14 protein-coding genes and 1 other RNA gene are annotated in these 12,007 nt (G+C 33.3%); 5 read left to right on the top strand and 10 right to left on the bottom strand.

Features of this window, described 5'->3' with window-relative positions; all coding sequences use genetic code 11:
• Window positions 1-44: 44 nt before the first annotated feature.
• Window positions 45-566: a zf-HC2 domain-containing protein gene (locus tag QNH24_RS02200; RefSeq protein ID WP_283870549.1), complete on the top strand. Its 522-nt coding sequence runs from the start codon at window positions 45-47 to the stop codon at window positions 564-566.
• Between the two features lie 46 nt (window positions 567-612).
• On the opposite strand, the gene QNH24_RS02195 is transcribed toward QNH24_RS02200, so the two are convergent.
• The 3 genes from QNH24_RS02195 to QNH24_RS02185 all read right to left on the bottom strand — a co-directional run bounded on the left by QNH24_RS02195 (window position 613) and on the right by QNH24_RS02185 (window position 2,670).
• On the bottom strand, window positions 613-1,653 hold the full coding sequence (locus QNH24_RS02195) for an anti-sigma factor (protein WP_283870548.1): 1,041 nt from the start codon (window positions 1,651-1,653) through the stop codon (window positions 613-615).
• Window positions 1,646-2,176 carry a sigma-70 family RNA polymerase sigma factor gene (locus tag QNH24_RS02190; RefSeq protein WP_283870547.1) on the bottom strand — a complete coding sequence of 177 codons (531 nt, stop codon included), beginning with the start codon at window positions 2,174-2,176 and terminating at the stop codon, window positions 1,646-1,648. Before QNH24_RS02190 ends, QNH24_RS02195 begins: the two co-directional genes overlap by 8 nt.
• A 155-nt stretch (window positions 2,177-2,331) precedes the next feature.
• Entirely contained in the window at window positions 2,332-2,670 is a 339-nt protein-coding gene (locus tag QNH24_RS02185; RefSeq protein WP_054772394.1) for a zinc ribbon domain-containing protein YjdM, read from the bottom strand.
• Window positions 2,671-2,916: 246 nt separating this feature from the next.
• Between QNH24_RS02185 and ssrS the strand changes: the two genes are divergently transcribed.
• A non-coding RNA gene (gene ssrS / locus QNH24_RS02180) (6S RNA) lies at window positions 2,917-3,109 on the top strand.
• A 151-nt stretch (window positions 3,110-3,260) separates the two neighbouring features.
• Here ssrS and QNH24_RS02175 read toward each other — a convergent pair.
• From QNH24_RS02175 to QNH24_RS02165, 3 genes are all read right to left on the bottom strand, one after another.
• Window positions 3,261-4,145, bottom strand: a complete 885-nt coding sequence (locus QNH24_RS02175; RefSeq protein WP_283870546.1) for a helix-turn-helix domain-containing protein — start codon at window positions 4,143-4,145, stop codon at window positions 3,261-3,263.
• Window positions 4,146-4,209: 64 nt separating this feature from the next.
• On the bottom strand, window positions 4,210-4,386 hold the full coding sequence (locus tag QNH24_RS02170; protein ID WP_283870545.1) for a hypothetical protein: 177 nt from the start codon (window positions 4,384-4,386) through the stop codon (window positions 4,210-4,212).
• Between the two features lie 66 nt (window positions 4,387-4,452).
• Window positions 4,453-4,698: a hypothetical protein gene (locus QNH24_RS02165; RefSeq protein WP_283870544.1), complete on the bottom strand. Its 246-nt coding sequence runs from the start codon at window positions 4,696-4,698 to the stop codon at window positions 4,453-4,455.
• 165 nt (window positions 4,699-4,863) lie between these two features.
• Here QNH24_RS02165 and QNH24_RS02160 point away from each other — a divergent pair, with 165 nt between their 5' ends.
• The 3 genes from QNH24_RS02160 (at window position 4,864) to QNH24_RS02150 (ending at window position 7,101) form a co-directional block, all read left to right on the top strand.
• Complete coding sequence (locus QNH24_RS02160; protein WP_283870543.1) at window positions 4,864-5,067, top strand: helix-turn-helix domain-containing protein; 204 nt, start codon at window positions 4,864-4,866, stop codon at window positions 5,065-5,067.
• Window positions 5,068-5,166: 99 nt separating this feature from the next.
• The gene (locus QNH24_RS02155) at window positions 5,167-5,655 is read left to right on the top strand and encodes a DUF4352 domain-containing protein (RefSeq protein ID WP_283870542.1); all 489 of its coding nucleotides are present in this window, start codon (window positions 5,167-5,169) and stop codon (window positions 5,653-5,655) included.
• A 177-nt stretch (window positions 5,656-5,832) separates the two neighbouring features.
• Window positions 5,833-7,101, top strand: a complete 1,269-nt coding sequence (locus QNH24_RS02150; RefSeq protein ID WP_283870541.1) for an Ig-like domain-containing protein — start codon at window positions 5,833-5,835, stop codon at window positions 7,099-7,101.
• A gap of 62 nt (window positions 7,102-7,163) precedes the next feature.
• On the opposite strand, the gene QNH24_RS02145 is transcribed toward QNH24_RS02150, so the two are convergent.
• The 4 genes from QNH24_RS02145 to QNH24_RS02130 all read right to left on the bottom strand — a co-directional run bounded on the left by QNH24_RS02145 (window position 7,164) and on the right by QNH24_RS02130 (window position 11,999).
• Window positions 7,164-7,856 (bottom strand): M15 family metallopeptidase, encoded by a 693-nt coding sequence (locus QNH24_RS02145; RefSeq protein ID WP_283870540.1) that lies wholly within the window; start codon window positions 7,854-7,856, stop codon window positions 7,164-7,166.
• The gene (locus tag QNH24_RS02140) at window positions 7,853-8,269 is read right to left on the bottom strand and encodes a phage holin family protein (RefSeq protein WP_283870539.1); all 417 of its coding nucleotides are present in this window, start codon (window positions 8,267-8,269) and stop codon (window positions 7,853-7,855) included. Before QNH24_RS02140 ends, QNH24_RS02145 begins: the two co-directional genes overlap by 4 nt.
• Before the next feature lie 61 nt (window positions 8,270-8,330).
• Window positions 8,331-10,133 carry a DUF6077 domain-containing protein gene (locus tag QNH24_RS02135; RefSeq protein ID WP_283870538.1) on the bottom strand — a complete coding sequence of 601 codons (1,803 nt, stop codon included), beginning with the start codon at window positions 10,131-10,133 and terminating at the stop codon, window positions 8,331-8,333.
• 96 nt (window positions 10,134-10,229) lie between these two features.
• Window positions 10,230-11,999 carry a hypothetical protein gene (locus QNH24_RS02130; protein ID WP_283870537.1) on the bottom strand — a complete coding sequence of 590 codons (1,770 nt, stop codon included), beginning with the start codon at window positions 11,997-11,999 and terminating at the stop codon, window positions 10,230-10,232.
• Window positions 12,000-12,007: the final 8 nt, after the last annotated feature.

Here is a 12,007-nt window from a genome sequence, read left to right as displayed (position 1 = left end):
CCTCAAAAAGTCTATAATGAAAGAAGAGGATTGGAGGGAAGTCTTTGTCACAGGAATGTTCAATAGTTGAGGATTTATTACCTTTGTATAATAAGCGAGCGCTCCAGGCAGCTACTATACAGTTTGTCGAACAACATTTAGCTAATTGTGAGCATTGCCGTCAGCTAGCCACTTCAAAGCAGTTAACAAGTTATCATTTACCGATGAAAAGAACAATCAGCTTTTTCCATATTATTTTTATCGTTCTATCCTTTATGTTTGCGATTAATTCATCCTTATTAGGTAATCAAAAAAGCTTTGTTGTTTCCTATGCAATTTTCGGCTGTCTAACTTATTTTTTTTATAAAAATATTTGGATCGTTTTTACCATCAGTTCTGTACCAGTTTTCGTATGGGCTATTATTAATAATATCAATAATCCGCTTTATATCACTAACTACTCGTTTACGGAGATTGGGGCCCTGTTGATCGGTGCAGGCTATATTGCCCTTTTACATACCATTTTTGCACTAATTGGTGCTGCATTTGCGATTCTTTTGCGTAGGTTTACGAAAATTAGTTTTTAGCGAAAATTGGGAGCTGCCTCAAAAAAGCCAGAGACAACTCCCTCTATTACCAGTCATTATACCAATTCCAAAGCTCAATATCACCAAGCTTTTGATTAGATATGCCTTCTATATCTTTCAGCATTAATAAATTCTTTGTTGGTCCTGTCACCACAGCACCATAAGCCTGAAAACCATTCTTTTTTAAATAATCATGACGTTCTTGTAAATGTGACAAACCAAGAAAATCCTCGATATAGCTTTTCTTTTCATTGTCTAGTAGCTTTTCCATATTTTCTAGCATTAAACGCTGACTATCTATAACACTAACTTGCGTTAAATTTTGACCTACCCAAATTTTTGAATAATCATCACTAACCTTCAATCCTCCTGTTAGCCCGAAACTATCATAAATGGTAAGATTAACACTACCTTCACCAGTTGGAAATGGATCAAAGGATTTGAATTCGCCTGTATATATAGGCATCCAAACAACTTCCACATCGTATGGTTCAAGCATTTTTGTCAACATTTTAGGCTTCATAAATGTTGTGGTAGAAAACGCTAGTTCTGCAACTGTTCCTTCGGGTAATTTTTCTAACGTTTTCCATACACCATTGTTAATTTGGGATGATGTCGATTTCCCTGTACGAGGATCCTCAGGTAAATTGAAGCTGAATTTATCAAATTCATTTGTCAATTTCAGGCTCGAAGATGAAGAAGAACTTTTTGAAGTTAAGTTCATTTTCATCGATGAAGATGTATTGAATATTTTTTTATCCAAACTCACCTCACCTACCATTACGTTCTCTTTCCCTACTTGCTTCACAAGAGGATAGCTAAATTTTTGTGTCAAAAGTGGTGTTAATTCAGCAGATGAACCTGAATATTGTCCTTTTATATTTGGCTGCTGCCATTCTAAAGCTATTAATGAATTATAAATATGTTTACGACCTGGGCGTGTTTTTTCAAAAATGATTGATACGCTTAAAATATATAAACCATAGATAACAGCACATAGTAGCAATATACGTAATATCCGAGAGGTTAACGTAAAACGGTACTTCTGCAATATTTTTTTCTCTTTTTCCTGCGACCATTCAGTCATCTTGAAATCCTCCATTCTTCTTGATTATTTCTGCTAAACGTTTACGTGCTCGATGTAACAGTATTTTCACCTGCCCCTCTGTTAGCTCCAATGCCTCTTGTAGCTCCTGATATGTAAATTGTTCATACTCTCTTAAATATAAAATTGTGCGGTAATTTTCAGGCAAAAACTTTAATAATGACTGGATATCCTCCGTTACTTCTTGCTTGAGAATATCAACTTCAGGCAGACCATAAGGACTAAGTATGTCATCCTTCCAAAATAATTGGGCAAATGGGATAGTCCTTCTTCTTTTTTGCTTGCGCCATTCATCTAAATACGTATTCCGTGCTACTTTAAACAACCATGCTCTCACATCCTCCTCTTTATAAAATGACAGCGATACCGTAGCTCGTACAAAGGTTTCTTGTACTAAATCTTCTGCTATATGTACGGACCCAGACATTTTCAGCAGAAAGTAATATAACGATTTCGCATATTCCTGATAAAGTTGCTCAAGCTTATTCTTCCGTTGCCTGTCCATGCATCCCCCTCGCTTCATGATTTCACAAGTAAAACGTCTGTCGTTTCTAAATGTTACAGTACTTACAAATTTTATTTAAAAATAAAAAAGAGTCGATTAGAAGCGCAATCCATTATCCGAAAATGGAGCTCTTTTTTACTCGACTCTTTTAATACCTATGCTTTTTTAACAAACTCTGACTTTAATTTCATGGCACCAAAGCCATCAATTTTACAGTCAATATTATGATCTCCTTCAACTAGACGAATACTTTTCACCTTTGTACCAATTTTTAATGTTGAAGAACTGCCCTTGACCTTTAAGTCCTTAATGATTGTAACAGAATCACCGTCCGCAAGTAGGTTGCCGTTTGCATCCTTTACAATAAGTGTATCTGCTTCTTGCTCTGCTACATCTGCACTCCATTCATGTGCACATTCTGGACATACAAAATTCGCACCATCCTCATACGTATATTCCGAATTACATTTCGGACAATTTGGATAAGCTGCCATTTCCGCTTCCTCCTTTACTTTTTTGCTAGGTTAATCCTATATATTCTCCTATCTTTACATAATTCGCCCTATTAAGTAAAGGTTGTTCGCCTTTTTTGTTCGCATTTGTGAATAATGTATGAAACAATTAGATGGGCGTATGGCTATTTTTTATTTAAAGCAAGACGATTTGGCATGCTTGCCCATTGACTTTTTTTCATAAACCATCTTACTTGCAAGTTTGTTTATCATGCCTTATTATATCTTTAAAGGCTGCATTGTTCGTATAATATTAAGTTTTAACCTTTAAGCTGTAAAAGGGAGTTTTATTATTGGAGTTGGAATGACGGGCCTCACACCAAGGTGAATGAGGATAAGCAGGAAAGCTTCTGCGAACACCCACTTTGAGGAGTGGTGGTTTAAAACTTTCTATAATAACTACGGCATACGCGGCTTTTTAATTTGTTCTTACAGCCACAAGGCTTTTAAGCGAATCACCCTTCCATTATTGAAGGGTGATTTTTTTATGTCAAAATTAGTGTTGTTGCAAAATTGTTGCAAAAAATAATGATAATTAGTTATATAAATTTACATGTTCTGCAATTTCTCTTTCACCATTCCAACCAATTATCTATCGATGGTTCATCATGCACTATTGATTGCGAAAGACCATCTCGCTCATTCAGCCAGTTATAGAAAGGCACTGGTCGTTCCCTTTTTACTTTGCCCTCCACAGTTGATGATTTATTAGGCTTCACACTAGAACGCTCTACAGCCTTACTATACACCCCTACAAATACAGCTCTTAATGTACTAGTAACTGTCAGTACGCCTTCTTTAATATCCATAGCAATTTTGAATATTACGTTCTTAGCTCTAATGAAGTCAGATGCATTTTGAACCTGAGCAGCTAATACAACCTTGTGTAATTCATCTTTCAAATTATCTGCTAATGGTAACGAGTGCATGAAATCGAACAGCATCACTTGGTACTTGTTCATGTATTCTTTATGAGCTTCTTTTTCAGCGTGTGCTGATTCATATACTTCCTGTAAATTGCTTGTTAAAAGATTAAAAGAACTAGATGGTAGCTCTTGAGATTGTGGAGGGCAAACGCTACTCTCACAAGGCTTTTCAGCGTTTTGACGGTCGGACATTGACGGTGAGACATTGTAAGGCAAAATGATATAAATACTTGCACCTTGTCCACCTTTGCTTTTTACAGTCGTTTCTTTTTTGATGATTCCTAGTGATTCCAATTTTGAAATTGCTCGATAAACTGTCTTCGTACTGATCTCCAATGCTACAGCAATAGTAGCAGCTTTTAAATGACAAGCCCCGGGATACTCTAATGCATGAGAAGCAAGCTTGAAAACGATGGCACGCTCTGATTCAGTCAAATCATAGTAATGTACCGCGATATGGTCCTCCACACTCTTATCCATATCAGCTATTGATTCAAATGTTGTATATTGCGCTAAGTATTCAAATGCCATCGTTTTTCACCTCGCTTTCTAATTACGAACTTTCTAGGATCCATTGGATGAATATTGTTCGTGTTTATTTAAGTGCCTTACGTAAATTTTCTCGTGCCTGTTTTACTTCTAAATTCGTCAACAGCTTATGATACCTCATAAGGCGTTTTAATCTTCGTTGATACTTGTGGACATCTGTAATTGATTCATGTTGTATCATCTTCATTTGAATATATTTTCGGCGTTGTTCAAGTGATCTCAAATCGTTCACCTCGCTTTATTTAAAAACTCAATCGAGAGCACTCATTGAATGCTCCCTGTTCAGTTTTTAAACCAATTCTTCCATTTTAATTTTGTTCACACGTTTTTCTGTCAATGTAATTTGTTGATGTACAAGACTTGCAAATATGCCCATACGTTCAAAGTCGAAAATAACAAATGCTTTGTCTTGCTTATTTTCTTTTGGTTCATATCGTAAAAAGTATTGATTTAACATTTCATCTTGAAGGGTTCTTGCTGTTTTTAAGCACACCTCTAATTTGTAGATTAATTCTTGTAAGTTTTCGTTTTGCATTTTACATTCCTCATTTCGTTATTAAATATAATAATTTATTTATTTATTGATTTGAGTATAAATTATTAAATTTAATAATTCAAGTATTTCTTATTAAATTATTTATTAAATCTAATGATTTGTGTATAATGAGATTTAAGGAGAATTAATAAAAGAGGTGAAATCATGGAGTTAACAGTCAAATTAAAAGAAGTGTTAAATGATCGTGAAATGTCTCAAGTGGAATTAGCAGAAAAAACAGGACTTACACGTACAGTTATTAGTGAACTGGCAACAAATAGACGAACTTCTGTAAATCGTGAACATATAACAAAAGTTATTCAAGCTCTTGGGATAACTGACATGAACGAAATATTTGAGATTAAGTAACAGATAGCTAATATTAGTTGTCTGTTTTTTTATTATGTACAAACACCTATATTTAAACTAAAATAGGAACCATATTACATTTTAGGGGGATTTTTAACTATGAAAAAATTATTTTACATAGGAGCATTGTCAACTTTGTTATTAGCTGCATGTGGGGAAGAGGCTGCACCTAAAGAAAAAGATACTACACAATCAGTACAAGCAGAGGCTGAAAAATCAAAAACTTTAACTGTTGGTGATACTGCTGAGTTTAAAGATGCTAAATTCACATTAAAAGCTGTAAGTACAACAGATGCTCGAAATGAATTTGATGAAACAAAACCGAATCAGGTAATTAAAATTGAATATGAATTAGAAAATTTAGCTAAAGATGAATTATCTTATGGTATGGATTTAACTGTATATGATGGCGCAGGAAATAAAATGGAGTCATATGCTTTAGATAACAGTATGGGAGCCGTTGCTAGTGGCAAGAAGGTTCAAGGAGTTCAACACTTTGGTATCATGGAAGGTGGAAAAATCGAAATTCATTATGCACCTATTATTTCGTTTGATGATGCAGCAGTATTTGAAGTAGAAGTTAAATAGTATATTTTTATCCACAGATAATTGTAGAAAGCTTATCACAAGTCACTCAAATGAGTGGCTTTTTTTATTAGAATTAGACGATTTTTATTATGGTAAATAAGTATAGGTATGGTTAAAGTTGTTATTGTAGGTTATTAAAAGAAATAACCCTAGACAATTTTTAAGGAGGAAACATAAGTGGTTAATTTGTTTAAAAAAGGTTTTATTTATCTAACGTTAATGCTGTTAGTACTAATTAGCGTTAGTGTGGAAAGTGCTTCAGCTGCAGAAGCTGTGGATTATGAGGAAGGAGTGTCTAATTTAAATAATACTCCTGAAAATAGTGCGGTAGTCGGAAGTAGTCTTAAAAAACCAGAAATTGGTTGGAAAAGATACGATGATAAAAACCCCGCATTAAAGTATACAGGTAACTGGATAAATGATTCTAGAACAGATTTATATCTTGATTCAGCATCTTTAACTTATGACTTAAAGAGTACAGTGAAATTTTCTTTTAAGGGAAAAAGTATCCGATTAATTGGTTTTGGATTTACTAATAAGACTACAAAAGGTAAAGTTGAAATCGATGGTTCAATTGAATATTTTAATGAGAAAAGAAATGTATTACCTCAAATGTTAATATACGAAAAAACAGATCTAGAAGATACTATCCATACCGTAGAAATTGGATTTGAAAACGCTCAATTATATATTGATGCAATTGATGTTGATGGATTTTTAATAAATCCAAATGAAGAGTCTATTTCATTAGACAAAAATAATATAGAGTTATTTGAAGGTAACACAGAAAAACTAACTGCCACTGTGACACCAAATAGCGCAAATGTAATTTGGACGAGTAGTGATGAAAGTATTGCAACTGTTGATCAAAACGGTAATGTCACTGCCATCAAAGAAGGAGTAGTTACTGTAACAGCAAAAGTAGAAAATACAAATCTAAGTGCCGATTGTGTAGTTACTGTTAAGAAGCAAGGAAGTACAGAACTTGAATCCATCACATTGGATAAGGCTTCACTAGAACTACTAGAAGGCAGCCAAGATAAGTTAACGGCTACAGTTTCTCCAGATACAGCAAAAATAATTTGGACAAGCAGTGACGAATCAATTGCCACTGTTGATCAGAATGGTAATGTAACTGCAATTCGTGAAGGTACAGCAATCATTACAGCAACAATAGAAAACACAGATATTTCAGCAACAAGTACGGTTATTGTTAAGAAACCAAACAATGACTTCTCAAGTGCGATTCTAAGTATTACTTTGGTGAATGGTATTACAAAAGAATATGACGTGACTAATGCAGTTTTAAACAATTACTTAAATTGGTTTGATACCGCACAAGGTACTTCTACATTCAAATTCTCAAAAACAATTTCACCTTACAAAAAGGTAACTGAGTATGTAGTACACGATAAAATTGCTTCATTTGAAGTAAGAGAATACTAAACCATAAAAAGCCCTGGCTCAAAAATAATTATTGAGTACCAGGGCTTTACTATTTTTATAACCTATAAATTTGATATTGCTTTTGACATTGCTTCACTACGTCTCTGCTGAATCGTAATGTACAAACCAATTAATCGATCAGTTGTCATAGTACCATTCTGTAAATCTTTTAAATGTGATTCCTGAATGATGCCGTCTTTAACCGCCTGTGCCATAAAATTTTCCGTTTCAGTTTTCATAGCTGGTGAACCAGGGTTCCATCTTTGAGTCATTTTGATTTCCTCCTTTTTATCCTCTACGATTAGTTGTACTTGTCCTTTGCTATTAGTAGGCACGTTCAATTTACCTTCTAGCTTATAACCTGCAGGCATCTTCCAAGATGTTTTAACCTCGAAATGCGGTCGGTCAATACTACCAACCCAATCACCACCCCACGTAATACCTAGCTTTCTTGCAATGGTACCTACTCGAGTAAGTGTCGTTACATCATATAAAGATTGTGGAGGACCAACAGCAATGTCCCAAGCTAAACGTGATGTATGATTACTGTCTAATCTCCAAGTAACAATCTGCCCTGGTCTAGTACGCCCCTGAGCGTATAAGTAATTTTGTCGTTCCTGAGGGCGATATGTTTCAGTGATGAAGATATTTTTAATTCCGGCTTTATAGCACTCCTGAAATAGCAATCGGCAGGCAGTTTGTGCAGCTGGTAATAGTTCAGCTAAATCTCGGCACGTTGTTGTTACACTAGTCATTGTTTATCACCCTTTTTATCATCATTATCAATTTGTAATTGCGAAAAGGCATTCGCTAAGAATTTTGGAACACGAATGCCAAGCTTACCTAAGTTTTCAATCATACTAATACCTTCCATCCCAATTAAAAATAGAATCATAGCATTACGCATGAAATTTCCGCTCTCTGTTGCTAGGTCTAGTTGTACTGCAGCAATGACCATTAATACCATAGCTGTTTTTTTGATTAAGCCTTTAAACATCTTTTTACTTTCTGTTTTCTTAAAGACTAAACTCACCAGAAATCCTAGTGTGTAGTCGATAGTCATAAATATAGCTAACGCTTTTATTAGATGGTCAACGCCACCAACAAAATAAGCGACCCATGCCATGGAGCCGCCTACAAGTGATGTATAGAGTGTGTCTGTTTTCATAAAACACCTTCCTTTTTCCAATATAAAAGCCCTCCACAGATTATTGTGGAAGGCTTATGGTTTATTTAAATTTGTACATTATATATTTATCTGTTTGGTACTCAATAGTTGTATTATTCTTTGATAGAAACTCTATTAAATCTTTATTTTCTTTTTTTATGACTGCTTTATTAATATCATAGTTTTCTATTAAAGCAAAAAAATTAGTATAGTCCATTATATTTCCATTAATTATTTCATACAAAACTACACGATCATTAAACTCTGGAGACTCACCTAAAAATCCTATCATATAAGCATACCTTGTATATAATAACTCTACATTACTAGCTATACTACGAATATACATTGATACTTCTTCACTTGCTACTATTTTTATTTTTTCTTCGCTTTTTAAGTAGTTACTTACCTCTACCACTTCTAAAGGAATTTTATAAGGATTCCACTCAGCGATAAATTTATTTTCTTTAGAATATATAAAACTTCCTGAAAGAATTAATAAAAGCGAAAATAAAAGTACACTAGTATATTTAAGTATTTTATTTTTGTTGATTTGAGTATAAATAAGCACGCCTGCCAAACTTATAATTGTCCCTAATGGAATCAACCAGAATATTCTCCAATATGTTTGTGCAGAAGTGAAGTATTCTGCCAGAACTTTTGCAGAAAAAGGATTAATAAATAGTATGAATAAAACAATTGTATAAATAGATAACACTCTAATGTTTTTCTGTTTATTTTTCAATAAAAGTATAGGTATTATCAACAAGAAATAAAAGTAAAACCCTTTACCTATATAATTTGTTAAATCACCAAAGAAATTTAGAGGTTGAAGTTCTTCTATCATCCAATTGTTTAAATACTTACGGGAACCATTATAAAGTAACAAAACATAACAACCGATTGGAATGAAAGTAATTAAAAGTTTCAGTATCGATTTAATATTCTTAAATTCATTAATACTTCCTGCTACGATAATAGCTACAATAAAGAATGTACTCAAATAAATTGAGGATGGATTAAGACTTATAGAAGCCACTATAATGCAACAAGCAAATATAATGTTCTTAAGTTCTTTGTTATCTAAATACCTAATACAATAATATTGAAGTAAAGGTAACATTATATTTAAGTAAATAGCTTTACCGTGCCACATTCTAGCAAGTAAAAAATTACCCTGAGAAAAACTGGAGTACGCTCCCATCAAATGAAAAATAGAAATAAATATTATCATTAATGAAATATACTTTTTTTCTACAAAAAGGCTAAAAAACTTTGCATATGCTAAATATGATAAAAGTATCAAGATAATGGGTATTATTGTGTGTGCTAAAACTGGAATTGGTATTTGAAAGACATATCCAATCAAGCCCAAGAAAAGTTCCCACGATTCTAATTCATAGAATGCCATCATAGGAAAATCTTTATTTCCGGTAGAAGAATCATATGAATATAGACTTTCATCAACCATACTTTGATTTGCTAATGGTAAGTAAAATGAATCATCATAGTCAAGTTTGTATAAAAAAATAGTTGTTATTATCTGAGTAATGACAAATATTGTCGCAATAACATTAAATAAAGAAAAATCTATTTTTATGTTAGTTAGTCTAGGTATTCCGTATTTTTTAAGAAAATACACTACTAATACAATCGAAACGATTAATATTGAGAATAAATAAATCATAAACGATTTTTTAAAAATCAAGATCGGTGTTGCAATTAGAGCATTGACTACTAAAACAATTACAAATCCATCTACGAGTCCAAATAAATTTTTATTTACTGTTTTATTCAAGTAGTAAGATATACTCCATACAATCAATGAAAATATACATATCAATACAATAGTTTTAAATAGCATTCAAATCCTCCAAATTTTGATATTAATTCACAAAATATTATACCTATTACAATACCAAAATTGGAAGGTTTGATTAATTTTTAATTTTAAATGGTACTATATAGGATAACTAATACCATCCAAAGACACCCATTCAATAAGCCCTCCTTGATTTAATCCAGATATATCTTGAGGGATAATGTTACCAACTTTATCAGGATGTAGTATTCCATATTCCGTTTTAGGTCCTACGATAGAAATACGTACAATACCCTTATTAGTCAGTGCACCAAAGTTAAAACCGTAAGCTGGAGATAAATGTGGAGGGATTTTACAAATAGGGTTTGTACCATCTCCGTTATAAACCCAGTCACCAGTGTTCACGTTATTTAATGTTCCATTTAAATAAATAATACTATTAACCTCTGTTACTCTTAGTGATCTATTATTATCTCCGCCGATACCTTGCCACCCACTTAATAGTGTAGGTTTAAATGAAATTCCTTCATGACACGTTACTGGAAACACTTTACCGTTTCTTATTTTTTTTGATACAACTATATGATTTCTTATTCTATCATTCCAAAAATAATACTCACCATATTTTGATAGACCTTGTCCGCATCCTTCTGTAGGTGGATTAATTTTTTCAACAAAATTAAAACCAATACCATCGAATTGGTATTTACGTAATTCGGCAAAAGGTTCTTCAAAAATGAAGTTAGTTCCGTGTAGGTTAACATAAAAATAATTACCTTCCCACAACGACCCTTGTGGTCCGCCTTGGTTGTAACCTGGTTCCATAACAAGGCTGTATTCTTGTAAAAAGTTAAAGTTTAAATCAAACTTCCTGACCGTATAGATATCATGATAAGCTACCCAAAAAGCGTTATCATGTTTAGTTACTGATTCTGCTGCATTTCCACCGATTTCATGCTCACTTAACACATCCAAAGTGTCTGGATCAAATTTAATTATTCTACTTACAAGTGGGCTACCTCCATCATTTAAGTTATAAACAGTAGCATAAAACACCCCGTCAATTTCATTTATATCACCAAATGACATAAACTTACCTTGAGGATCTAATCCAGTATAGGCGTTTCGTTTCTCTGAAACTAGCTTCCCATCTAGTGTATAAACAGAAATGATATTTTCTAAAGCAAAATTATCGTTTCTGTCAGTTACAACATAGATCAAATCGTTGTAAACAGTAACGCCTTGCCACCCTCTATATTTAGAGGCTAAAGGTATTTTTAATACAGATGGACTCAGACTAAAAAGTTTATCAAAATCTACGCTACTTGCAGCTCCTACATCTTGTGCTGTTAAAGGTACATTTCCATCTAATTCAGGAGACTTCCCTGCAACCTTCGAAACTGAACCTGTTCCATCTACACCTCTTTGAGCGATTAACTGCCACCAATCATTACGTTTAATTGGAAGTGTTGGAGGTGTATTACCTTGTGTATCTTGTACGCAAATAAATCCACTTCCATTAAATTCAACAATATTATTTGCCTTATAAAGCTTGCCATTATCATACGTTTCAGCATTACCAAATTGATTGATAAATGCTTGCATATCATTAATGGCATTCAATGCTTCTTGTGCTGCATTTTGAGCATCAGTAGTAGCATTTTGAGCATTGGCGATAACTGTAGTTGCCTCTTGTAAAGCTGTTTCTAAATCACCAATTATGACATTACCTTGATTCAAAATATCATTAATTTGGTTAATGAGTTCCTGAACATCTACGCCACCAGTAAGTAAGTTTATTTGCCCTTGTAAATTGGATAAATAGTTCTCAATTATGCTCCAGTTAGTATTTAACTTTTCACGTTCTACACGTGACCAATTCGAAGCTAATCTATTTAAACTTGCCATTCTATCAC

Origin of the sequence: Lysinibacillus pakistanensis (assembly GCF_030123245.1) — a bacterium.
Lineage (GTDB): Bacteria > Bacillota > Bacilli > Bacillales_A > Planococcaceae > Lysinibacillus > Lysinibacillus pakistanensis.
This window is presented reverse-complemented; position numbering and strand designations above follow the sequence as displayed.

Bases quoted from the DNA above. Each gene is read 5' to 3' on its own strand.
- QNH24_RS02195 (WP_283870548.1), bottom strand. From the start codon at position 1,653: ATGACTGAATGGTCGCAGGAAAAAGAGAAAAAAATATTGCAGAAGTAC.
- QNH24_RS02190 (WP_283870547.1), bottom strand. From the start codon at position 2,176: ATGGACAGGCAACGGAAGAATAAGCTTGAGCAACTTTATCAGGAATAT.
- QNH24_RS02185 (WP_054772394.1), bottom strand. From the start codon at position 2,670: ATGGCAGCTTATCCAAATTGTCCGAAATGTAATTCGGAATATACGTAT.
- QNH24_RS02175 (WP_283870546.1), bottom strand. From the start codon at position 4,145: ATGGCATTTGAATACTTAGCGCAATATACAACATTTGAATCAATAGCT.
- QNH24_RS02165 (WP_283870544.1), bottom strand. From the start codon at position 4,698: ATGCAAAACGAAAACTTACAAGAATTAATCTACAAATTAGAGGTGTGC.
- QNH24_RS02160 (WP_283870543.1), top strand. From the start codon at position 4,864: ATGGAGTTAACAGTCAAATTAAAAGAAGTGTTAAATGATCGTGAAATG.
- QNH24_RS02155 (WP_283870542.1), top strand. From the start codon at position 5,167: ATGAAAAAATTATTTTACATAGGAGCATTGTCAACTTTGTTATTAGCT.
- QNH24_RS02145 (WP_283870540.1), bottom strand. From the start codon at position 7,856: ATGACTAGTGTAACAACAACGTGCCGAGATTTAGCTGAACTATTACCA.
- QNH24_RS02140 (WP_283870539.1), bottom strand. From the start codon at position 8,269: ATGAAAACAGACACACTCTATACATCACTTGTAGGCGGCTCCATGGCA.
- QNH24_RS02135 (WP_283870538.1), bottom strand. From the start codon at position 10,133: ATGCTATTTAAAACTATTGTATTGATATGTATATTTTCATTGATTGTA.
- QNH24_RS02130 (WP_283870537.1), bottom strand. From the start codon at position 11,999: ATGGCAAGTTTAAATAGATTAGCTTCGAATTGGTCACGTGTAGAACGT.